This window comes from Methylomonas sp. TEB, from assembly GCF_047777895.1.
Lineage (GTDB): Bacteria > Pseudomonadota > Gammaproteobacteria > Methylococcales > Methylomonadaceae > Methylomonas.
In genome coordinates, this window is sequence record NZ_CP180476.1 from 2,763,688 (window position 1) to 2,786,675 (window position 22,988).

Annotated in this window: 17 protein-coding genes and 1 pseudogene; 6 read left to right on the forward strand and 12 right to left on the reverse strand. The window is 52.4% G+C overall.

From position 1 onward, the window contains the following. The first annotated feature begins 3 nt into the window (after positions 1-3). The 3 genes from ACMXD4_RS12460 to ACMXD4_RS12470 are packed head-to-tail and all read left to right on the forward strand — an operon-like array spanning position 4 to position 5,167. A complete protein-coding gene (locus tag ACMXD4_RS12460; protein ID WP_415878259.1) occupies positions 4-1,833 on the forward strand; it encodes an IucA/IucC family protein in 1,830 nt (609 codons plus the stop codon). Beyond that, positions 1,830-3,068, forward strand: coding sequence for a type III PLP-dependent enzyme (locus ACMXD4_RS12465; RefSeq protein ID WP_415878260.1), 1,239 nt, complete (start codon positions 1,830-1,832; stop codon positions 3,066-3,068). The genes ACMXD4_RS12460 and ACMXD4_RS12465 overlap by 4 nt, the downstream gene beginning before the upstream one ends. Positions 3,069-3,097: 29 nt before the next feature. After that, on the forward strand, positions 3,098-5,167 hold the full coding sequence (locus ACMXD4_RS12470) for a TonB-dependent receptor (RefSeq protein WP_415878261.1): 2,070 nt from the start codon (positions 3,098-3,100) through the stop codon (positions 5,165-5,167). A 435-nt stretch (positions 5,168-5,602) separates the two neighbouring features. Here ACMXD4_RS12470 and ACMXD4_RS12475 read toward each other — a convergent pair whose 3' ends face one another. The 8 genes from ACMXD4_RS12475 to ACMXD4_RS12510 form a co-directional block, all read right to left on the reverse strand. After that, positions 5,603-5,716, reverse strand: coding sequence for an energy transducer TonB (locus ACMXD4_RS12475; RefSeq protein WP_415878262.1), 114 nt, complete (start codon positions 5,714-5,716; stop codon positions 5,603-5,605). Positions 5,717-6,236: 520 nt separating this feature from the next. Beyond that, a complete protein-coding gene (locus tag ACMXD4_RS12480; RefSeq protein WP_415878263.1) occupies positions 6,237-6,644 on the reverse strand; it encodes a hypothetical protein in 408 nt (135 codons plus the stop codon). Continuing rightward, positions 6,641-6,958: a hypothetical protein gene (locus tag ACMXD4_RS12485; RefSeq protein ID WP_415878264.1), complete on the reverse strand. Its 318-nt coding sequence runs from the start codon at positions 6,956-6,958 to the stop codon at positions 6,641-6,643. Before ACMXD4_RS12485 ends, ACMXD4_RS12480 begins: the two co-directional genes overlap by 4 nt. 15 nt (positions 6,959-6,973) lie before the next feature. Continuing rightward, positions 6,974-10,195 (reverse strand): efflux RND transporter permease subunit, encoded by a 3,222-nt coding sequence (locus ACMXD4_RS12490; protein ID WP_415878265.1) that lies wholly within the window; start codon positions 10,193-10,195, stop codon positions 6,974-6,976. Continuing rightward, positions 10,188-11,351: an efflux RND transporter periplasmic adaptor subunit gene (locus ACMXD4_RS12495; RefSeq protein WP_415878266.1), complete on the reverse strand. Its 1,164-nt coding sequence runs from the start codon at positions 11,349-11,351 to the stop codon at positions 10,188-10,190. Before ACMXD4_RS12495 ends, ACMXD4_RS12490 begins: the two co-directional genes overlap by 8 nt. A gap of 205 nt (positions 11,352-11,556) precedes the next feature. Continuing rightward, complete coding sequence (locus ACMXD4_RS12500; protein WP_415878267.1) at positions 11,557-12,936, reverse strand: efflux transporter outer membrane subunit; 1,380 nt, start codon at positions 12,934-12,936, stop codon at positions 11,557-11,559. Between the two features lie 107 nt (positions 12,937-13,043). Further along, complete coding sequence (locus ACMXD4_RS12505) at positions 13,044-13,838, reverse strand: PepSY-associated TM helix domain-containing protein (RefSeq protein WP_415878268.1); 795 nt, start codon at positions 13,836-13,838, stop codon at positions 13,044-13,046. 8 nt (positions 13,839-13,846) lie between these two features. After that, entirely contained in the window at positions 13,847-14,233 is a 387-nt protein-coding gene (locus tag ACMXD4_RS12510; protein ID WP_415878269.1) for a PepSY domain-containing protein, read from the reverse strand. Positions 14,234-14,419: 186 nt separating this feature from the next. Here ACMXD4_RS12510 and ACMXD4_RS12515 point away from each other — a divergent pair. Continuing rightward, positions 14,420-15,605, forward strand: a pseudogene (locus tag ACMXD4_RS12515) (IS3 family transposase). A gap of 42 nt (positions 15,606-15,647) precedes the next feature. Here ACMXD4_RS12515 and ACMXD4_RS12520 read toward each other — a convergent pair. The 3 genes from ACMXD4_RS12520 to ACMXD4_RS12530 all read right to left on the reverse strand — a co-directional run bounded on the left by ACMXD4_RS12520 (position 15,648) and on the right by ACMXD4_RS12530 (position 20,772). Continuing rightward, positions 15,648-16,601 carry a FecR family protein gene (locus ACMXD4_RS12520; protein WP_415878270.1) on the reverse strand — a complete coding sequence of 318 codons (954 nt, stop codon included), beginning with the start codon at positions 16,599-16,601 and terminating at the stop codon, positions 15,648-15,650. 88 nt (positions 16,602-16,689) lie between these two features. Beyond that, positions 16,690-19,071, reverse strand: a complete 2,382-nt coding sequence (locus tag ACMXD4_RS12525; protein WP_415878271.1) for a penicillin acylase family protein — start codon at positions 19,069-19,071, stop codon at positions 16,690-16,692. 15 nt (positions 19,072-19,086) lie between these two features. Further along, positions 19,087-20,772 carry a cyclic peptide export ABC transporter gene (locus tag ACMXD4_RS12530; protein WP_415878272.1) on the reverse strand — a complete coding sequence of 562 codons (1,686 nt, stop codon included), beginning with the start codon at positions 20,770-20,772 and terminating at the stop codon, positions 19,087-19,089. A 639-nt stretch (positions 20,773-21,411) separates the two neighbouring features. Here ACMXD4_RS12530 and ACMXD4_RS12535 point away from each other — a divergent pair. Both ACMXD4_RS12535 and ACMXD4_RS12540 read left to right on the forward strand, forming a co-directional pair. Continuing rightward, on the forward strand, positions 21,412-21,924 hold the full coding sequence (locus ACMXD4_RS12535) for an RNA polymerase sigma factor (protein ID WP_415878273.1): 513 nt from the start codon (positions 21,412-21,414) through the stop codon (positions 21,922-21,924). Positions 21,925-22,019: 95 nt separating this feature from the next. Next, the gene (locus tag ACMXD4_RS12540; protein WP_415878274.1) at positions 22,020-22,247 is read left to right on the forward strand and encodes an MbtH family protein; all 228 of its coding nucleotides are present in this window, start codon (positions 22,020-22,022) and stop codon (positions 22,245-22,247) included. Here ACMXD4_RS12540 and ACMXD4_RS12545 read toward each other — a convergent pair. Then, positions 22,244-22,969 (reverse strand): 4'-phosphopantetheinyl transferase family protein, encoded by a 726-nt coding sequence (locus ACMXD4_RS12545; protein WP_415878275.1) that lies wholly within the window; start codon positions 22,967-22,969, stop codon positions 22,244-22,246. The two genes, ACMXD4_RS12540 and ACMXD4_RS12545, sit on opposite strands and share 4 nt — an antisense overlap. Positions 22,970-22,988 lie beyond the last annotated feature (19 nt).

Below are 22,988 nucleotides of genomic sequence, written 5' to 3' on the forward strand. Positions count from 1 at the left end.
TTCATGTTAACCTTAGCTCCCCACCCTAGTCCAAATATCTCGGCGGCTTATTGCGCCGCCAGCCAACGCAGCCTTGAAACCCTGCTCAATTGTTACTGCCGCGAGGTGGCCATTCCCGAGGGCCACGCCAGTGTCGGTTTGCTGTTCGGCCATAACGACTGGCCACTGGCGCTACGCTGTGCATTGGCCACCGGCCAAGCTCTCCATATCCTGCTGCCGCGCCTGGACAGCCGTGTGGTGACGGCGGTACAGCACGCCTCGCCCACCGGCAACTACCGCTATCTGTCTGCAGCCTATTGCAAGACTGCGGGACAGCCTTGGACGCTGCTAGACTGGCACGCTCTGGCCTGTCTGGTGATACGCGACCTGGCGGCGAAGCACGATCAGCCATTCAACGAAGAGTTATTGGCCCAGATTGAAGACAGCGTGCATGTCACGACCGCCATCCTCGAAGCGCCTTGGTCCACCGGCATCCCCGCCGACCCTCTGCAAGCTTATCTGGATTCCGAGCAATCGCTAACCTATGGCCACCCGTTCCATCCCGCGCCGAAAAGTCGCCAGGGCTTTACCGCCGAGGACTTGCGCCGCTATTCGCCGGAGTTGCGCGGCGGCTTTGCGTTGCACTATTTTGCCGTGCAGCGGGATGCGGTGCACCAGCAATCGACTCTGGATCAGGAATGCACTGCCATCGTTGCAGCCCAGGCGCCGCAAGGACTGGTAACGAATGACGATTTTTTCCTTATCCCCGCCCACCCGTGGCAGGCCCGTTGGCTGCTGGAGCGGCCTCTGATTGCCGATGCGATGCGTGACGGGCGGGTTCGTCACTTGGGCGCGCAAGGAGAACTGTATTACCCTACTTCGTCGGTGCGTACGCTATACCAGGCGGGCAATCCCTATTTCTACAAGTTCTCGCTGCATGTGCGCCTGACCAACTGCGTCCGCAAGAACGCGGTGTACGAACTGGAAGGGGCATTGCAGGTGAACCGTATCATGGGGCGCTTGATTCCCGAATTGCGCGCGCTGTTCCCCGGCACTGCGATCATGGAAGAGCCGGCCTTTCTGTCGGTGGACTTGAAGGCTAACGATGCCGAGCGCAATCGGGAAGTTAGCGAGGGGTTCGGCTTGATTCTGCGGCGCAGCTTCGATGCCGATAACCTGCAGCCCGGAGCTGTGCCGCTGTTGGCCGGTGCGTTATTCGGCAATCATGTGCTGGGCGAAGCCCGCATGGCAGCGCTACTGCGCCAGGTCAGCGAACGGGAAGGCCTTGCGCCCGAAGCAGCGGCGGAACGTTGGTTCTCGCGCTATGTGCAGCAGGTGATGTATCCGGTGCTGCACTGTTATTTCGCGCACGGCGTGGTATTCGAGCCGCATCTGCAGAACGTGGTCATCGGCCTGGTGGATGATTGGCCCGCACAGGTTTTCCTGCGCGATTTCGAAGGGGTCAAGCTGGACCGCGAACGCTTTCCGGCTGCCGCCTTGTCCGGCATCAGCCAACGAGCCCGGGATGCCTTGTTATACGATCGCGAACTCGGCTGGAAGCGAATCGCTTATTGCCTGTTCGTCAACAATTTCTGTGAGGCGATCCATCAACTCGGCGCCGGCAATCCGGTCTTGCAGCAGCGGCTGTGGGCGCAAGTACATCGCCATTTGCAGCACTACCATGCTGAGCACGGCAGTCTGGAGTCGGCAGCGCGTATCGCCGATCTGCTGGCCGGAGCGCCGTTTCCGACCAAGGGCAACCTGTGCAACCGCTTTCTCAAGCAGGCAGACCGGTCTGTAGCCTACGTATCTCTCGCCAACCCGCTGGCCACTGCGATCAGGAATCAGATATGACGCTCGACTGGGATCGCATCATCGCCGCTACGCGCCAGGCTCACGCCGCAGCCGATGCACCTCTGTGCGCTTACCTGTATGACCTGGAGGCGTTGGTAAAGCACGCCGTATGTTTACGCGCTGGGCTGCCGAAACACTGCGAATTCTTTTACGCGATCAAGGCCAATTCGGATTTGCCGCTGCTCACTGCACTGGCGTCGCACGTGGACGGCTTCGAAGTTTCATCCGGTGGCGAAATTGCCTGGGTGCGCCGGCATTTTCCTCAGGTACCGCTAATATTCAGCGGTCCGGGGAAATTGGACTCGGAACTTGCATTGGCCCTCAAGTATGACGTCACGGTGCACATCGAAAGCCTGCATGAACTGGAGCGTCTGGCTGTCCTGGCGCGCGCCGGCAACTGCCCGGTATCGGTGTTGCTGCGGGTCAATCCGCCGTTGGCGGAACTCGCGACCAGCACGCTAGTGATGGGGGGTAAGCCAACCCAGTTCGGCATTGCCGTTGAGCATCTGCCCGCTTGCCTGGAACGCCTGAGTAAGGAGCCGGCCCTGGTTCTGCGCGGTTTTCACTTCCACTTGTTGTCGCACCAACTCGATGCCGGCAGGCACTTGCAACTGCTGCTGGCTTACTGGCGCCAGAGCAAAGAATGGTGCATGCAGTATGGACTGGGCATCGAGCATATTAATGTCGGCGGCGGCATCGGCGTCAATTACCGGCAGCCGGAGCAGCAGTTCGACTGGAACCAATTCAGCCAAGGTTTAGCCGCGATGCTGATGCAGGAAGAGGTGGTGGCTGACGGATCCAAAGCGCCGAGACTGCGTTTTGAATTGGGGCGCTATGTCAGCGCTTTCTGCGGCTATTACGCAACCGAAGTGTTAGACATTAAAGAGGCAGGGACGCGTACCTTCGCCATTGTGCATGGCGGTACGCATCATTTTCGCACTCCGTATGCCCAGGGCCACAGCCATCCGTTCCTGATAGTGCCGGTCGATTGCTGGCAGCATCCTTATTCCCGTCCGACAGTCAGCCAGTGCCGGGTCACTATAGCAGGCCAGCTATGCACACCGAAAGATATTCTGTCCAGCGACGTCCCGGTGAATGCGCTGCGGGCCGGCGATCTATTGCTTTTTCCCTATGCCGGCGCCTATGCCTGGCACATTTCGCACCATGATTTTTTGCGCCACCCGCACCCGCAGCACATCTACCTGCCGGCCGCAAACCATGCTTCCCCATCCTAATTTTTAACATCCAAGAAGGAAAAACACTCATGAAATCCCCTATTTTTCAATCCTGTCTCCTGCCCTTGGTGTCGCTGTCTTCCCATATTGTCCAGGCGTCGGACACCATTGAGCTGGCTCCTGTGGTAGTCAAGTCGACACGCACCGCTGCCGATCCGGTATACGGCAGCAGCCGCACCACCACCAAGCTTGACGCGCCGTTGCGGGACGTACCTCAGGCTGTACAGATCGTTACCAAGAAGCTAATCCATGAGCAGGGTGCGCTGGAAATGAAAGACGTGTTGCGCAACGTCAGCGGCGTCGCCCCTGCGCAGGGAGAAGGGCGGCGCGACCAGTTCTTCATTCGCGGCTTCGACGCCTCCCGCGACATGCTGGTGGACGGCATGCGCGACGATAGCCCGTACTTTCGTGATCTGGGCAACGTGGAGCGCGTCGAGGTGCTCAAGGGGCCGGCTGCGGTGCTCTACGGCCGGGGGTCTGCCGGCGGCGTCATCAACCGCGTCACTAAAAAACCGGTAGCCAAGCCCCTGCGTGAAATCGCCGTAAACGGGGGATCCTATGATCAGCGCCGAGTCGACCTGGATCTGGGCGATGCCCTCGGCTCCCAAGCCGCTTTCCGCATCACAGGCGCTTACGAGGCGAGCGACAGCTTCCGCGACGTCGTCGATTCGGAGCGTTTCGCGCTGGCACCGTCCTTCGGCTGGTCCATGGGAGTTAACACCACCTTCCTGCTGCAAGCTGAATACCTACATCAGAACCGTACACCGGATCGCGGCATTCCCTCGGTTAACGGTCGCCCGGCGGACGTTCCGGTGCATAATTTCTACGGCGAACACTACGACTTTGCCACCACCGATGCCGGCAACATTCGGTTCAATGTGGAGCATGCGGTCAACGACAAACTAACACTGCGCAACAACTTCCAGTTCTCCGCTGTGGATCTGGATGCGGCTAACACCCGCACGCTGGGCCTCATCAACAATAATACCCAAGTGCGCCGTCAAATCACCTACTACCCCCAAGATCAGATTAACTACCTCAATCAGACCGAGGCAGTCTACAAGCTGGACACCGGTCTATTGCAACATACCCTCCTGGGCGGGGTGGAGTTCGGTTATCAGACGCGCAACCTGTTGGCGGCAGGCCAGATTACCAGCCCGGTGAGTTTGCAAAATCCGCAACAAGTGCTCGCCAAACCGGATATGGCAACCCTACCCGCCTTTATCGACAATGACTTCACTGCCCGCACCGTAGGCGTGTATACCCAGGATTTGGTCTCGCTGGGCCAGCACTGGAAGGCTCTGGCCGGGGTGCGCTTCGATAATTTCGAGCAGGAGCAGGATAACCATCTCACCAAACTGAACCAGCGCCGCACCGATCCGGTGTGGAGTCCCCGTGTCGGCGTCGTCTATCAGCCCAACGAGGCGCATGCCTTATACGGCAACGTGAGCCGCTCTTTCCAGCCGGTCGGTAATGACTTTTTTTTTAATGGATCGGATTTGGACAAAATCGAGCCGCTCGAATCCTTGCAATATGAAGTCGGCACCAAAAGCGAATGGCTGGACGACCGGCTCACATCCACTGTCGCCCTTTACCAGATTACCCAGCGCAACGTAGTCACCAGGGATCCGAGCGATCCTGCCGGACTGCGTAATGTGCAGACCGGCGAACAGCAAAGTCGGGGGCTGGAAGTCGATCTATCCGGCACCCTGCTGCCGGGCTGGGAGGTTTTCGGCAGTTATACGCTGAATATAGCCCGTATCACGGAGTCCAACAATTTTGCAGTCGGTAACCGCCCAGCCAATATTCCCAGGCATGCCGCCAACTTGTGGACCACCTACGCGCTGGGCTACGGCTTCAGCATCGGCGGCGGCGCCTTCTACGTGGGTGACCGCTACGCTTTAGAAGACAATACCGTGCAATTACCATCCTATGTGCGTTTCGACGCCATGCTCGGCTATAAGTACAAACGATGGGAGCTCCGTCTGAATGTCAACAACCTGGGTGACCGCACCTATTATGAGTCAGCTAACAACAACAATCAGATCCAGCCAGGCACACCGCGGACTGTGCTGCTCTCGGCGAAGGTTGCTTTCTGAGGTGGCGAAGGGATCAGACTGTGCGCGGTCGGCGAGCACGTCCATTCCGAGTGCTTGTTGATCGCATCCAAGGTTTCCAAGAACACAGCACCACTTAAACTTTGCAGAAGTTTGTGGTTACGGTTAGCGGTGTCAGGCTATTTCACCGGTCTTAAATAAAATCACGCTCCAAGTGACCAGTGATAAGCAGCCCAGCATACACAGGGTGCCGTCGATGATGGCGGTTTCGGAAAAGCTAAAAATGTGGTCCATAAAGTTCTCGTTATTGTTTTATTTTTTAAAATCTTGGCTTGGCCAAACATCCGTGCGGCACCTGGATCATCCCTAATCCAGGTCTATCAACGTCCGTGTTGTCCGCCCCAGGTTGACAGGTCGGGCTGCAAACCCTCTTGGGAGAGGTTCTCAATCCAGTTCAAAGACTATAGGCACAGTTACTCAGCAGGCTTCCGGCGTATCGCCGAGCTTGGCCGGTACAAAGCGCCATTGATTGACCACGTCCACGGGCGATTCATCCAGCCCATCGTGATTGCTGGAACACTGCAGCGTCACTTACAGGGCCTAGTCGTCGGCGCCGACATAGACCCGTAGTAACACCGTACCTTGCCAATGCCGTTGCCGTGCTGGGAGCGGATACTCCGGCTTGGGGTTGTTCAAGTACGCAGAATTGCTGTCAGCTAGGACATAGATGCCATTCCGCGCGGCCTAGGCATTGTGGTTTAAAGCCTGTGGCGCAGCCGCAGCGGGCATAGCCTGATTAACCGGTTCAGGTTCTACGGTTTTGCGCTCGCTGCAAAACCTTGGAAACGAAGAATTAGCGAGTGAAGGTTGAGTAGTCCCTGGAAGCGGTAGCGCCGGGCGGTTTTTCGACAAGAAAAACTGCAAGGCCTCGCGAAACGGCGTCGAGTCATGCGAGAGCCAAGGCTTTAATCCCCTTGTTGGGTCAAAGCCGAGGTGACGCAGACGGCCAAGGCCGCCGCAGGCAATCACGTAGCGGAGTAGGCGCGATTGCTAGCCCGGGATGGCTAGCAATCTTTCCCGCTGGAAGCCGACACTCGCCGAGATCCACCTGCTAGACCAGAAGTTCCGACGGTTTTGGTTTAGGTTTGACCCTGGGCCTGTCTGGCCTGCGCGGCACAACGGGTTTCAGTGATTGCGACGGCGCAATCGGTTGATTGACGAACGGCGACGACGGCGGTGCTGACGGCTCCATCGCGATCATCGGCAACGGTGCTGCCGCCGAAAACGGCAGCGGTGCCGGACGGCTGACATTCCAGAACAGCAAACCGCCGTGCAGCAACGCTGCAACCAGCACGGCTGATATCACCGCAGCGGAACGTCGATAGCGATTGTTGGGTATCGGTGCCGACACCAGAAACTGATGCGGGTCCGGTAAGCCTTGCGCCGTTTGGATAAACGAACGCTGGGTCGTAGACAGCCCCGCCGTTTGCGTGATCGAATGCCACAGTGCCAACGTCACCGTCCCCCCGTTAAATTAAGGTTGGGCGTATCCGTGTCCTGTGTGGCGTTACGATTCGCGGTCAGGCGCTCAATTGGACTCAACGCTTTGCTATTCAGACGCATACCCTGAGCTGATTGCGACAGCTGACTTTCCAGTTGCTGCATTTGCTGTTGCAAGGACTCCTGGTTTTGCATAACCAACTGTATCTGCTCTTGCAGAAACTCAAAATGAATCTGGAAATAACGCGCGGACGGAAACACATCGGCGGCTTTGTCAGCCGGTACCACCGTCGGCGGATCGAGTCTGGATTTCTTGCAGGATTTACTTAACATGCAACGTCTCCTTCCTTAGTACTTTTTAGGGTATTGGGCATGGCACTCCGCTGGCTGAGCAACCGACGGACTGGAATCAGTGATATTCCTATCAAGTTGATTGGGATTACGACGGGCTATAATCGCGTAACAGACCGGCGTCAAAATCAGACTGGCCGTCATGCCGATCAGCAAACCGGCTGACAGCGACAAGGTCATCGGAATCAGGAACTGTGCTTGCGGGCTGGTTTCCAGCAAGGTGGGTAGGAAGCCGGCAAAGTTTGTCAGAAATGTCAGCAAAATGGCCCGAAATCGCGAACGACACGCATCGATGATCAGGTGTTCAAGCGGTTGGTCGTCCTCGCCATGCTGGCGGATGTAATCCAGCAGCACCAGGCTGTCGTTGACTACCACACCACTGGCAGCGATCATGCCGACCAAGGATTCCATCGACAGCGGCAAGCCAAACGCCCAATGTGCTAACACCGCCCCGCACCATGCCACCGGCGCAGCCAACAAAAAGATCAAGGGTTTTGAATACGATTTAAACGGCACGGCGATGAGCGCATAAATCACCAGCAAGGCAATCAAGGTGTTTTTGGCAAAGGCTGCCAGCATGGCTTCCTGTTCCTGACGTTGTTGACCAATTTGGACGGTCAGGCCGGGCAAGGCTTGCTGCAAAGCCGGTATCTGGTTTGTTTCCAGTTGCGCATACAAGGCATTGGCATCGGCCAACGCCGGATTGACCCGGGCTTGAACTTTAAGCACCCGTTGCCTATCCTCCCGCACCAAACGTGAATAACCCGGCGCTAGTTGAATATCCGCTAGTTCACCCAGTGGCGCAGTCGATCCATTCGGCAAGCGGATGGGTTGCTGTTTCAGGGTATCCAACGATTGCCGTTGATCCAATGGATAACGCACCATGACTTTGACTTCGCTGCGGCCACGCAAAAACCGATGCACTTCATCGCCGTAATAGCCGTGATGAACTTGCTCGGCCAGTTGTTCCAGGCGCAGCCCCAAGCGTTCGGCATTGGGTTTGAGGCTGAGTTTAAGTTCCGGTTTGCCCGGTTCGCTGGAATCGACCACATCGTAAACGCCGGGTAACGCTTGCAATTGTTGTTTGAGGTGTGCGGCGGCAGTGGGCAGCAGCTCAGAATCGGTGGCGCCCAGCAGCAATTCGATGTCATATGGCACATCGCCTTCCTTGTAGATAAAATCCACCTTGCCGCGGCCAATGTCGCCGATGCGCTCGCGCCATTGGCGGATAAAGTCTTCCACTTTCAGGCGTTGTCGACCTGCCGGCGAGAACTCCAGCCAAATGCCGGCACCGTGTTCCCAGATGATGGTTTCGACGCCGACGATGACACTGCTTTCATCGGTGTGAGCGGCATTCACTGTGGGACTTGTTGGTAGGTCGTTCTGCTGCAGACCATCCAAGTCATCCCGTAAATTGAACAAGGCTTGTTCCACCTTGGTCGCTAAGGCTTTGGCTTCGCTATACGGCGCACTTTGCGGCAACTGCATCGATACCCAAAAGCTGTCTTTTGTCACGTCGGGATTGATCGATTGCCTTACGGTGTCGCTAGCCACCAGCGCCGCACAAAACACGATCAGTCCCAAAAACAAAGACGCCGTTAAATAGCGCCAAGCAATCGCGGTTTCCAGAAATGGCCGATAGACCTGTTCGACAAATCGATCCAGCCGGTCGTTCATCTGTTGGCGCATGCGTTGCAAGCGATTGGGATTGACCGTTGATTCCACATCGCTGACCAGATGCGACGGCAGAATCAGTAAGGCCTCGACCAGCGAAAATACCAAAGTTAAAATCATCACCAGACAAATCGGCTTCATCATTTGTCCACCCCAGCCGGGCAGGAACAAGCCGGGCAGAAAGGCGACGAGTACGATCAATACCGACAGAATCACCGGTAAGGCAACGTCTTGTACGCCTTTGATGGTGGCTTGCAGAGGGGTAAGTGGTTTTTTTCCTGGCTCCGGATTTTGGCATTGACGTTGATGGACGCTTTCACCAATGATGATGGCGTCATCCACCAGAATGCCCATCGCCAGCAGAAAGCCGAACAGGGACAGCATATTTAGCGACACATCCAATGCCGGCATTAACCATAACGCTCCCAGCACCGAGGTAAAAATCCCCACGCCCGCCCACAGCGCCACCCGTACCCGCAAGAACAGCGACAAGACCAGACACACCAGCAAGAAGCCACTTAAACCGTCTTCCAATAGGGTGTCGATGCGTTCATCGTAGGCTTGTGAATCATCCCACCAGGTAATCAGTCGCAGACCGGCGGGGAGTTGTTGGCGAAGCCGTTCAACGGTTACTTTCACTTGCCGAGCCACGGCTACGCTATCCTGGGTAGTGTGCACTTCCCAACCTTGGGCGATTTCGCCGTTGTGATGCCACTCGGACAAGCGTTCTTCCAAACCGTCCTTAATGGTGGCGATTTGGTTGAGCCGGACTCGATTACCGTCCGGTAGAGTTTTGATGATTAACGCACCGACCGCATCGGCATCTTTAGCCCGTTGATTGACCCGTAACAGCAACTCGCCATCGGGGTTCTTGATCAAACCGCCGGGTAAATCCACTGAGGCCATGCGCACGGCTTGCGCGACTTCATCCAGCGTCATCTGGTATTGGCGTAGTTTGTCAGGTGAGATTTCAATCGCCAGCTCATAAGCCATTTCCCCATAATTGCGGGCTTTGCTGACGCCGGGTATGGCGGCGAGTTGTTGTTGGATGTGTTCACCGAAGCTTTGCAGGGTGAAGGCGTCGGTGTTGCCGTGCAAAGCCACCCAGATCACACCGTCGTCCTCAGTGCGATTGGCGGGCAGCACTTGAATTTTTTCCAGTTGCTTGGGTAATTTAGGGATGGCTTGCACCTTACTTTGCACACTGGCCATGACTTGTTCGCGGGATACCTCGGGAAATATCTCGACGTCGATCTTGCAGTAATCGCCGCGTATCTCGCTGTGCAAATGCTTGACGCCGGGGATATCGTAAATCGCTTCTTCAATCGGCACACATACCGATTCTTCAACTTCTGCGGTACCGGCGCCAGGGTATTGGGTGTTGACCACAATCTGATGCGGACTAAAGCGCGGAAACACTTCCTTATCCACATCGGCAATGCCCATTAAGCCGCCACTCATGATCAATAGCATCAGCAAGTTCGCTGCCACAGGGTTGGCGGCAAACCAAGCCAGTAAATTTCCGGAGCGCAGGCGTTTAGTCATTCAGCACCTTGAGTGTTGTGCCGGCAATGACGATCGGCAATTCAGAAACAATCACCCGATCACCCGGATTTAAACCGGCTTGAATCACCACCGCATTTGTTTCGCTGCGGACTATCTCAACAGGGCGAATCTCCAGCTTTTGCTCGATATTGACCAGTTTGACGGTCTGCGTCGGACTAATGGCGTTGCGCGGCAAGCGATAAACACCGGCCCGTTCCGCGCCTTGAATCTCGGCATGTACAAACAGGCCTTTTACCAACGGCGGTCGATCGGCGATGGCTTGAAACGGTTGGTTGACCTGCGCAACTAGGTACCATTGGCCACTGTCTTCGGACACGGCCGCTTCGCTGCGGACAATCTGGCCCAGCCACTGGCACTGGCTGCCACCCAGTTCGGCAGTCAAGGTCACCTTAGGCCATAGACTGGCATCACTATGCGGCAAGGCGAATGGCAAATTCAAAAACGCCAGTTGATCGCTGCTGATCGGTAAACGTACTTCGGCCGCGTCGCTGGCGTAAATCCGCGCCACTACCGCCCCCGATGCTAAAAACTGGCCAACGCCAGCCTGTTTAGTCAGAATGCGACCGGCAAACGGTGCGCGTAGCTCGCAGCGGCTGCGATTGAGTTGGGCTTTCGCTAGATCGGCTTGCGCAGCTAGCAGTTTGGCGTGGGCTTCGGCCAATTGCGGTTTACGCAAGGCCAGTTCGCTGGCGTCGCCTTCGCCCAGGGCCTGCCATTCACTGTGGGCTTGTTCCACTTGTGCCTGTTCGGCGATCAACACCCGCTTAGCTTCGGCAACGCGGGCTTGGGCTGCGGTAATGGCGTAGTCGTAATCGCGAGGATCGATGGTCAGCAGTAACTCACCGGCTTTGAAGAAGCCACCCGCGACCAAGGCCGGATGCATCTGCACCACTTTGCCCGCCACTTCGCTGACCAGATCGATTTCCTCGCGCGGCGTGACGACGCCTTGCGACACCACATTCAGGCGCAGGGTTTGCGGCTCAACGCGCATTACGCTGACTTCTGGAATGGTCGTACCAGTCGCTTGAGAATCAGTCTTGGGACGCAAGGCAAATACCGCCCAACTGGCAACGGCAGTGGTCAGCAACACGGCGAGCGGTAATATCACTTTCAAGACACGATGGGCTTGATTCATAACCTACCACCCAGAGTAGGTTGGGGTAGACTGCTTGGATGCCGGAGGTAGGGCAATGCCGGGAGCAATTGCCGAGACGATAGAAACCCCAACACGACAACTTTTGCAATACGAACGTGTTGTCGGTCACGAGAATGAGTGTGTGTTGGTCGTATGAAAGCCGATATGTTGGGGTTTGTTACCTCGCCCCAACCTACATTTTTGTTCATACGCTACCCCCCAACGCCAGATATAAACTAATCCGGTTGCTTAGCAATTGCCGCTGCACCGCCAGATGTGCACTTTGCGCATTGAGTGTGCTTCGATAGCTATCCAACAAAGTCAAGATTTCGATCAAACCCTGCCGGTAGGAATACACCGCCAGTTTGCGGCTGGCTTCGGTTTGCAAAACGGCTTCGCGCAAGGCTTGTTCCTGTTCACGTAACCTGCTTTCGGCGGCCAAAGCTTGCTCGACTTCGCGGAAGGCGTTCAGGGCTACGCTTTGATATTGGTTATAGGCGTCTTCGACATTGGCTTGCTTCAAACGAATATCGGCTTGTAAACGGTCGCCGGTGAATAAGGGTTGTGCCAAGCCGGCTGCGAGATTCCATGCGGCAGCACGGGGGTCGATGATTTCGGTCAGGGCCGGGCTGCTGGTGCCACCGATGGCAGTTAAAGTGACTCGCGGCAGCAAAGCTTTTTCGCTGCTGGCCAAGCGTTGATCAGCAGCTTGTAAGCGTTTAAAAGCAGAAATAACATCCGGGCGGCGGTTGAGCAGGTCGGACGGCAAACCTGCCGTTAACGAGACGGGTGGTTGAGGTAAGTCCCGAGCCAAGGATGAAGCCATTGCCTCCGCGCCGGACACCGAGGTAGATGCTTCAACCGGATAACGCCCCACCAAGGTCTGCAACTGCTTATGCAGCAACTGTACATCATTGTACATCTGCGCGGATTGTGCTTCTGCATTCGCCAAGTCAGTCAACGCCAGCCGCAAATCCAGGCCACGGGTCAGGCCTTTATTGAACCGACCGCGGACCAGTTCGACAATCACGCTGCGATCTTTGACCGATTGCCCCGCCACTTGAGCCTGCAACCGAGCCTCTAGCCATTGAAAGTACACCTGAGCGATACGCGCCGCTAAAGATAAACGGGCTGCCTGATAATCTTCACCAATTGCCACTGCATCTTCAACCGCCGCCTGCCGCGAGGCTTTGATGCGGTCCCAAACATCCAGCTCCCAGCTTAAGTTGAACAAGGCCAGAAACTGACCGGACTCGCTGTTCAAAGCATCTTTGCCACGTTGGTAGCCGGGTGCGACATTCAGTTGCGGCAAACGTCCTGCGCCGGCAATCACGGCTTGTTCCTTGGCGGCATCGACCCGCACGGCGGCGGCTTGCAAATCAAAGTTATGGCTTAAACCATCCTCTATCAAAGAGCTTAACGTAGGGTCGTTGAAGGTGGTCAGCCAATGGGTGACTGATTGATCACGGGGGGCATCTACCGGACTTTGCCATTGTGCTGGCAAAGCGATGTCCAAACTAGTCGGGTCGCGCTTTGGCATGGAATTGCAAGCAGGCAGCACAAAAAACGCCAACAGGGAAAACATCGCTAAGCATGATGCCTGATTTTTTTTTGCGGTGCACTGTGCCCAGTCGCTGATTGACAGCGAAGACTGAGGGCGCGATTTTGGTGTGGGTAATTGTGGTATCGACATTAACGGCGTTTCTTCGACCAGATGACGACGCCTGTCACCGATAACATCACAATCACCAAGCCCAAGAAACAAACAAACAGTCTATACGGTAGGCCAAAAACGTTAGCCATATGCAAAGCCATTAGCCAGGACGTGATGGTGTTGCCGTTATATTGGCCGGAGGGGAGCAGCAACATTTTTTGTTGTCCACTATTCGCATCGATCAACACTCGCGTTTGACCTTCATGATCTTGAATATCAAGGCTGCTGCGTACGCAATAGACGTAGAACCCTTTGGCAGGGTTGAGCCAAAGGGCCACAGGCACTTCGATTTGGAAATCGTGTTCCGCAGCGGCGCGGCTTAGGGCTTGATGACCCAAGCGATAGGCCTCGCGTAAATCGATTGCAGGATGAACTAAGGGTTTAGGTAAATCTTCAATTTCAGTCCAGGGTTGGTGATAATCACTAACTGATTGCATGACCTTTTGATAAACGGTATCTCCCAGATTCATGTAAACACTAGACCAGGCAAACACCAACAAAGCGAGCCATACCCACAATCCACCAGCCCGATGTAAATCGTAATTGACTCGAAAAGACGAACCGCGCCATTTGATTAGCCAAGCGCGACGCCAGCGCTGCCAGAATGAAGAGACGGTTGATTGATTGCCTTGAGCGACAAACACTTTAGCCGGTAAGGTTAAATAGAAACCAACGAAACAGTCGATAGTCCAGATTAAGGCGGTTATGCCTAAAATCCACATGCCGACATCATCCATTGCCAAGTTGAAATGCAGCTTATAAATAAATGACATGAGATTGGTCATCCTTCGGAAATCGCCCCCCAACGACGACCCAATTCTCCTCCGGTATAAGGGTCAAGAATCAGTTGATCGTAATTCAATTCAAACGTTTGGCTCGTTTGCTCATTTTGGCGTGGAGATACCGAAAAGTGTACGGCCGCAGAACTCGCCCATAACGATTGCACACTAGCTTGCGGAGCGATGAGGTCATCGGCATTTTTAATGAGCGCATCAAAATTGAGAAGCGTACGACCATGAGCTTCAACATACAAATGGGGATTAATGACGCCATCTAGCTCTTTGTAAAACGCCAGTAAACTGCCTGTCAATCCTACAACGACTAAGAAAACGGTCATCCCTAAAACGGTATAGCGACGAACGAACACCCAAAATGGGCGGATTTTCATAAAAACTCCAAAATCTTTATCTTTAATTAACGTGTAATCCGTGTATAAAAGAAGACGATTTAGTCACGAAAATACCGCCTACGCTGAAAATCTTGGAAACGGAGCGCGAGCGAAGTGAAGATTTGATCTTGCCCACGATTCACAGACACCCCACTAAGAGAGTAATCTCTGAACATGAGAAGTCTTATGAAAACCAACGAACAGCCATCGGTCGTTGCCGGAAAACCGAAACGTACCCACTATTCACCGCAGTTTAAGGAGCAAGCCTTGGAACGAGCCAAGCAAGACGGTGTTCCAAAGGCCTCCAAGGATTTGGGCATTGCTCAGGCCATGCTGTACAACTGGCAAGCCAAAAGCCGTCAAACCGGCCAACCGTTTGAAGAGCAAAAACTCCAGCAAGCCGAAATCGCGCGGCTGAAACGGGAAAATGCTCGTCTGGAAGAAGAAGTAGCCTTTCTAAAAAAGGCGGCGGCGTATTTATGCCCTGTGGGTACTTTGTCAAGCAGTCACGATGAGGTACGCCATGATTCAACCCCTCGAAGCCGAGTTCAGCATCAACCTGATGTGCCACTGTCTGATGGTGTCGCGCAGCGGCTATTTTCACTGGAAAAAACGTCCGCCCTCGCCAAGAGCGCAATCGCAAGAGGCGATGTCCCATGAAATTAAGCGGGTGTTCGATGACGAAAAGGCGCGCGCCGGTTCGCCTCGTATCGCCAAACGTCTCAATGAGGAAGGGTATCGTGTCAGTCGCCATACCGTCGCCAAGATCATGAAATCAAAGGGCTGGCGAGCCAAGGCGGCTCGGAAATACAAGGCCACGACCCACAGCAACCCTGGCTTGCCCGTAGCACCTAACCTCTTGGAGCAGAACTTTGAAGCAACGATGCCGGATCAGAAATGGGTTTCCGACATCACCTACATTTGGACCGATGAAGGTTGGCTGTATCTCGCTGTGATCTTGGAACTCTATTCTCGCAAAGTCATCGGCTGGGCCATGAGCGAACGCATGACGGCTAAGCTGGTTTGCGATGCCTTGACCATGGCACTGTTGCGGCGGAAATTACCAAAAGGCGTGATTGTCCATTCAGATCGCGGCAGCCAGTATTGTTCTGTGGCCTATCAAGTGCTGCTCAGACGGCACCAGTAGATTTGCAGCATGAGCAAGAAAGGCGATTGCTACGATAACGCCGCCATGGAAAGCTGGAACCACAGCTTCAAGGTCGAGGCGATTCATGGTGAGCGGCTACTAACGCGGGATGAAGCCAAGAAACACGTCTTCGATTACATCGAGGTGTATTACAATCGAAAACGGCTTCACTCCAAATTGGGCTACCTATCCCCTGAAGCCTTTGAACTTAAACTTGTCTCTTAGCTACTGGTCTGCGAAATGTGGGCAAGATCAAAAAATAGCAGTCTATCCAACAACAACGACCCAGTCGGTTAGATAGGTCATCTTGACATTCATGGTTCTTTGCAGAACCTTCAGCATATCATGGGACTCCCGGATGCTGAGGCGACCGTTGATTTTTAGTTGCCGCAATGAATCATCTCTAAACAAAACCATTCCTGGCCGATACCGGTTAATAGTCTCGATTACCGCCTCTAGCGTTTCGTTTTCATACACCAAAAATCCGTTAATCCATGAAGTAGACAGTTTCGAATCTAATTTTTTCGGCTGTCCGAGCGATGCTTCGTAAGCGGTGACCGTTTCATTCTCGCCTAAAACGACAGGATCTTTCCAAATTTGATTTTCAGATACTTCGACACGACCGGAGAGCACCTTAATCTCGTCGTTTTCTTTTCGCTGATTAACAAAAAATCGCGTACCCAATACGCGCGTCGTGGAATGGTCCGCGTGGACCAAAAACGGGCGACGAGGATCGGGCTTCACATCAAAAAAAACCTCCCCCTTAAATAACTCAACAGATCGTTCGCCGTCTTTCATATTGACGGCGATCGCGCTGTCTGTGTTAAGCATGGCAGTGGAGCCATCCTCTAATAGAACAGTTTTACGTTCCCCTATGGCCGACGAATAATCCGCTTTCGATAAAATCCGAATTTGACCACTAAGCGACACTGCCAGTACCAAACACGCGGCAAGAGCCAATGGCATTCTGGTATTGATATAACGCTTTTTAGAGCGCTTGGGGGCAATGCCATGTACTTTAGCGCTGATGCTTAAGCTTTTTAACAGATCCGTATCGCCCCACATGGCGCACACTTCATTAAAGGCGTCACGGTGCTCAGCCGCTAGATTAAGCCAATGTTCGAAAGACGTCCTATCATCGTTATTTACGTTATCGGCGCGCAAACGGATAAACCATGCCACGGCCTGTTCGTCTATATTGTCGTTCAGATCGGAGTCCAAAATATTCTACAGATATTGAGTTAAAAAACGGTTTATCATTTTAACGAATTCTAATTTCATTGATTCACTTATATCGTCGTCTGCCGGACTATTCCGGTTTTAACACCAATTTATGTTGGGATTTGCCAGTCATCAAAGGCATTGGCAATCCCTCCACCCAAAAAACTTGTTGATCCTTATAGTAACTCGAGAGCGGATGCCCGGATTGTCCGCCTGGCATATGTAAAATCCCCTCTGATAAATGATTCGGGGACGCCACCAATCGTTCACTGGCTCCAAAATCAGCACCGGTTACCCGTACACAAAACCCGCCGCATCCAGCCAACGATTGATGAGGCATATCTAATGCAGTGGAAAGCAAAGGCAACGCTTTGGAAAAAGGGTGAGCGTGACCGACGATGTTTTGCTTACCCCAAGTCAAATCAGTCAAGCCGACATCGGGATGACGAGACATTACCGTGTCCGCACTTATTTCCAATTGCGCCAGAATAAATTGATCCCACGTCTTATCCAGCGCCGCTTCCGGTAATAATTGCGTCGGCCTCTCGTTTAACATAGCTTGCAAGGGGGTATCGACGTAATTCCAGCTATAGACAAAATTTTTATCGGCCTGCTTGCAACTATTTAAAAACGGCGTGAAAACCGAATCAATCAGTTGCTTGCGGAACTCCACCAATACCGGTAACCCCAAACTTGAAATATCGGCTCTCCCATTCCAACTTGTCAAATAATCCCGTAGTGCGATTAATTCGGGTTTTTGCGCCAAGACGTCCGGGGATAATGCTTTTAAAGCAAGCTGTTGGTAATAGTCATAAAATTCAGTTTGGGTATCTTGTTGAAGATTGAACAATGACCATTCGCTATGGGCTGCCGCTTGCTTGAGTCGTTGATTGATACGGTAGGCTCGGTAACCATTGACAAATTGATGACCAATGACGAATGGAAAGTCTGCAGCGAATCGCCGATCATTGGCCGACACTAAAAAACCTTCGGTGGGATCAACGGATTGCGGTATTTCATCGGGTCGAACATACTCCTGCCAACCCGTTTTACCATCGGCCCATGAATGACTGATTGCCCCATCACCACCAAAACGACGAGGAATCTTACCTGTCAATGTCCAGGCAATGTTCCCACGCTCGTCTGCCAACAGCACGTTCAACTGTGGTCCGCCGGCGCGTTTCGCAATAGCCAACGACTCCTCAAGGGATGTGCTTCCTTCCAAATCCGCAATACCGATATTTACCGCATCCGTATCTAAAGCCACCCAATGAATGACAACCGGCTGCCCCAATAACGGTTGCGCCGCGACCGGCCCCCATTGCGTTTCTCTAATCGTCAGTGCTTTGGGCTCTGCGTTTTTGATCTGTATCGTTTCATGCCGTTCTTGGAAGTCTTGCCAATGATCGCCAGCCCGGTATTGCCCGGCGTTGTCAGGATTAATTTCTAGTTTGACCAAATCCAAAAAGTCTCCGCTGAGATTAGTTACTCCCCAAGCTACATGCTGGTTACTACCTGAAACAAGAAAGGGTGTACCAGGCAAATTGAGGCCAACTGCCCGTACCTCGGGATATTGAAGCTCAACGCGGTACCAAATGTTCGGAACACTAATCCCCAGATGCATGTCGTTTGCCAGTATCGCGCGGCCATCGCTAGTTTTGCTGCCACTAACTGCCCAGGCATTGGAGCCTGCCAGCGTTTCATCGGGCGCCTTAGCTAAGCTTCGCAAACGAGGTGACTGTCCCGCCAGCAGCGTTTGCATGGCAGGCACGGGAATGCTTTGCGGCGGCCTGAGGGATTTGGTGTATCTCATCAAGTCGTCTGTAAACCGGTCACTATCCGGTGTCAAGAATGCCAAGACCTCAGGTGGTAAGGACTGATCCATAACACTAAGCATCCGTTCGCTTTGCTCAGCCCACGCGGTTAAGTTTTCAAACATCCCTAACACAACCAGTAAGCAATCTTCAGCCTGCCATGGCTCAGGCTGGTAACCCAGCACTTTAAACTCGAAGGGTAGAGTAGGGTTTTGCTGTAGATAACTGTTGATGCCGTCCGTATATGCCTCTATATATTGACGATGTATTGCAGCTTGCTTGGATAAAATTTGCTGAGCCCTGGCGTTGAAACCATAGGTTCTCGATTGTATGTCGCTCTTTAGTGCCATTTCGCCGAATAGCTCCGCCAACCGTCCAGCGCTCTTACGCCGCATCAAATCCATTTGAAATAAGCGATCTCGAGCCGTCACGTAACCTAGAAGGCGCGCCGCATCAATTCGATTACTAGCATTAATGAGCGGGATACCGTGAGAGTCCGTATCCACGCTCGCCGGCGCAGACAGTTTGGCCAATTTGTATTCACCGTCCAAAGTAGGCAGTGATTGCAACCACCACCGATAGCCGAATCCGCCTGCAACTACTAATAATCCAATTGAGCCAAGCCCTATACTCAGCCATTTTTTAGGTTTAGCCATGTTCGCTCACCCGCATCACGAATTTGAGGTTTCAGTTTGAGCCGAACGCAGCCAGTCAGCGCTTGCTGCTGCGTGTTCGGGGAGGCCCTGAGGGTATTCAATTGCCGCAATATTGCCTTCATCGAGCTTGATACATCGATCAGCCAAATAGAAATACTTTTCATCGTGGGTAATCGCCAAAACCGTTTTGCCGCGCGCTTTCAGTGCAGGCAACAGCTCGGTGTAGAACAAGTGTTTGAATTCTGGATCTTGGTCGGCAGCCCATTCGTCAAACACGTAAAAAGGCCGATCCTCCAAATAAGCTACCAACAATGCCAGACGTTTACGTTGCCCTTGGGACAGACTCACTGAAGAAAACCGGCCATCGACGATCTCTACCTTATGATTAAGGTGCAAACGCTTTAAATAATCATCCATGGCGCCTCGATGCTGTACTGCATCAACACCATACAACTCGTCAAATAGATAAAAGTCCGAAAAAATCACTGAAAAGTTCTGCATATAGGCATCACGATTATCCGCATCAACAGGGCATCCGTTCCATGAAATCATGCCGCATGCCGGATGATAAAGACCGATCAACAACATTGCTAATGTCGTTTTGCCGCTGCCATTGCCACCTACGAGAAATACCAACTCCCCCGGATGAAATTCAATATCTATTGGACCTAATTTGAAATTCCGGTTTTCCTTTTCACGATGAAAACTATGGGTAATTCCAGAGAGGGTCAATGACGTAAAGCTTTTCTGTACTGCTAATTTGGCCAGTCGTTCAGCAAGGCTTTGTTCCACCAGTTTTTCATCTAATTTCAGGACTCTATCCAATGAAACCTTCGCCCGACTGAATACAGGTAAGCTAGTCGTCACGATAGTAAGAGGCGACATCATGAATAAAAACACTACAACATAACCACTGATGATTTCTTGTGTCAGGGTTTGCCAAATAGGAAAAGCATATAAAATCGCACCAATCGTCAAATAGTAGAGTAATTGAACCCATTGGTTCAGCCACAAATAGGCGACAGTCGCTTGAAATGAATGCTGCCGATACGCATCTGCACTGTTTGAAAGCGTTTGCGAAACAAATGCCTCGCTTCTACGGCGATGAAGTTTTAGCTCGCGAACGCCTTCGGTCAACGCCGTAAAGCCTCTGCTTAGTACATCGTATTCATCGCGTGCGTTGTGGACGGATCTGACCGGTATATTTTTAAAAAAATTAAAAGTCGTCACACCAAACAGAATGATGCCGGATAGCACCAGAGCCAATTGCCAAGACAACCAGCTCAAATACGCCATACAACCAATGAGAATGGCGAAATTGATACAGAGCACAGGAAAAAGTTCGCTGGCGCTTGCGATAGCATTAACGTCTTCAGTGAGATGACTGAGGAGTGCGGATTTCCCCATCTTTTGCAAATTTGGATACGGCGCATTCAAAATTAACCGGCTAATACGAAGCCGCAGATCTCGGACCAGTTGCGTGCTGAACTGATTTAACAAATAATGGGACGCGGTCCGACTGGCTAATACCGTGAATGCTAATCCAGCGAACCACCAAATGGCGTGCGGGATAATCATTTGACCAACTAGACTGGTATTGATAAATGCGATTAATGCGGCATTACTTAGTCCACTGGTAACACCCGTCAATAATACAACTGTGATAGTGATCCATGATGAACGCCATAAAAATAGCAACATAGTGACTCCGTTATTAATTGCTAAACCGTTGACAGACAGTAATCGTTATAGACAAAAACACCTCGCTCTTAGCAATTGCAAGGAACTACCTAACATTTTTTGCGTTGCCTAAATCAAAAACGCTCAGCGAAATGATCAAGGGCGCTCCGACCATTCCGTAATGATCGCAGCCAAATAGATAAAGCCTGAACTTGTATCCATGAATAAGCCTGACATCCATTTCCTTTAGAAGACGCTTTGAACACGAAATAACCCCAGCTAATTTAGTTAATCACCCCCGCTTGCTGCCAAGGATAAAGCAGTTTGACTGGATTCAAATTTGGAGAAACAAGTCAATCGGAATAATTACACTGCGTCATATAACGCGGCTGATGCGGCATTTCACACACTTTCCACCAAATCTTCTCGCCCAAGAAAGCACAACTTCCTGAAAATTATAGATATTATTGGATGGCCTAATTATTGCCATGTTTAATGGATTACCGTATTACTCTTGATTCAAATATTCTGCTTAAACGGTAACCATTTTTAACTCTGAAAATTACCCATCCTTGACAAAACAAACTAACCATGCAACCCCTTGCAACCCACGTCAATACAGTTGACTAAGGCGGCAAAGTAAGCAATAGGATATTGAGCATGAATTTTGAATCGGTGTACATCAACCATCAATCGGAACTACAACTTCATTTATCGCGTATTGTCGATTGCCCGGATATCGCCGCAGAACTCGTGCAGGAATGTTTCATTATATTTTCCAGGGAGGCTCGTAAGCAGATTATCGAACACCCACGTGGCTTCCTATTTCAAACGGCTAAGAACTTAGCTTATGACCATATCAAACACCGAAAAGTCATTGAGAAACACCTAAACAATACAGACCCTACGCTGACTATTTATGACGAACTACCTTCGACTGAGCATTTAGCAATCATCAATGAAAAGCTTTCGATTTTTTCCAATATCGTTGACGAACTACCAGATCGTGCCAGAGAAGCATTTATTTTGAATCGTGTTTACGGCATGACATACGCCGAAATAGCCATTGAAATGAATATTTCCGATAGTGCTGTAGAAAAACTTTTAGCTAGAGCCCTTTTGCATTGCCGCAAGCAATTTAAAATTCACCAGGCCGATTTCAGCAACGACTGAGGATAAAGAAGGTTTAGGTCGTCTTCTTAATTGAAGATTTTAATATGTAAAGCACGCAGCTTTACTTTTTTTGCACCTGAACCACGGAGAAAAAGATGAGTTGGGACGAGGAAGACGCTACGATTTATCAGGTCGTTGTCAATGACGAAGAGCAATACTCCATCTGGCCAGATTATAAAGAGATTCCAGGTGGTTGGCGAGCCGTTGGCCCCAATGGGCCCAAGCAAGAATGCTTGGACTATGTCAAAGAAGTCTGGACGGATATGCGCCCCTTAAGTTTGCGGCAACATATGCAGCAAGCGGGGCTTGGAATAGCGGATTAAAAAATGCGGCTACAAGGATGTAACCGCGCCTCACCTTCGAGACGCCTGTAATGAATTTTAGGCGAATACGCCGCAGAAACCGTCACTGCGCCGCTCAATCCCTCGGCCAATCCCAAATCGATCAAGCACCAGCTTTCCGGCAAGCCATAACCGGCCGGCAACGACAAAAACCGGCTCGACCCGGCCAACTCAGGATTCACTCGAGAAATATCTAACGCAAGCCCTTCGCCGACCGATTTAACGAAGCTTTCTTTCCTGGCCCACAGCTTATAAAAAAACGCCTGCTTTTGTTCGGCGGGCAAAGTCCGCCAAAAGCGGCGCTCCGCGTCGCTGAAACTCAGTCCAACAACCGCTTCGTAATCGATGCAATCCGTCCATGCCTCTATATCGACGCCGATGTCGTATCCCCGGACAACGCCCACCGCCAAATAATCGCCGGAATGGGCCAGATTGAATTTGATGCCGTGACTTTCGTCACTGACGATAAACGGCTTGCCATGCGCCTGCGTTGCAAAAACGATTTCTTCAGGTGCCTGTTGCAGATAGGTCGCGAGAATAAGCCTGAGCTTTCCGTGGCTAACGACGTAACGCATGCGGTCGAGGTCGCGGACGAAGCGCAGTGCTTTATTGCGTTCATTGCCGTCCAATAGAAACCAATAATCGCGGCAATCGTCTTCGCAAACCGCCAGAGGTTCGAACCATATATCCAAGTCCTCTGTCACGGCAGTGTCATATCGCCTT

Bases quoted from the DNA above. Each gene is read 5' to 3' on its own strand.
- ACMXD4_RS12460 (WP_415878259.1), top strand. From the start codon at position 4: ATGTTAACCTTAGCTCCCCACCCTAGTCCAAATATCTCGGCGGCTTAT.
- ACMXD4_RS12465 (WP_415878260.1), top strand. From the start codon at position 1,830: ATGACGCTCGACTGGGATCGCATCATCGCCGCTACGCGCCAGGCTCAC.
- ACMXD4_RS12470 (WP_415878261.1), top strand. From the start codon at position 3,098: ATGAAATCCCCTATTTTTCAATCCTGTCTCCTGCCCTTGGTGTCGCTG.
- ACMXD4_RS12485 (WP_415878264.1), bottom strand. From the start codon at position 6,958: ATGTTAAGTAAATCCTGCAAGAAATCCAGACTCGATCCGCCGACGGTG.
- ACMXD4_RS12490 (WP_415878265.1), bottom strand. From the start codon at position 10,195: ATGACTAAACGCCTGCGCTCCGGAAATTTACTGGCTTGGTTTGCCGCC.
- ACMXD4_RS12495 (WP_415878266.1), bottom strand. From the start codon at position 11,351: ATGAATCAAGCCCATCGTGTCTTGAAAGTGATATTACCGCTCGCCGTG.
- ACMXD4_RS12500 (WP_415878267.1), bottom strand. From the start codon at position 12,936: ATGTTTTCCCTGTTGGCGTTTTTTGTGCTGCCTGCTTGCAATTCCATG.
- ACMXD4_RS12505 (WP_415878268.1), bottom strand. From the start codon at position 13,838: ATGTCATTTATTTATAAGCTGCATTTCAACTTGGCAATGGATGATGTC.
- ACMXD4_RS12510 (WP_415878269.1), bottom strand. From the start codon at position 14,233: ATGAAAATCCGCCCATTTTGGGTGTTCGTTCGTCGCTATACCGTTTTA.
- ACMXD4_RS12525 (WP_415878271.1), bottom strand. From the start codon at position 19,071: ATGGCTAAACCTAAAAAATGGCTGAGTATAGGGCTTGGCTCAATTGGA.
- ACMXD4_RS12530 (WP_415878272.1), bottom strand. From the start codon at position 20,772: ATGTTGCTATTTTTATGGCGTTCATCATGGATCACTATCACAGTTGTA.
- ACMXD4_RS12535 (WP_415878273.1), top strand. From the start codon at position 21,412: ATGAATTTTGAATCGGTGTACATCAACCATCAATCGGAACTACAACTT.
- ACMXD4_RS12540 (WP_415878274.1), top strand. From the start codon at position 22,020: ATGAGTTGGGACGAGGAAGACGCTACGATTTATCAGGTCGTTGTCAAT.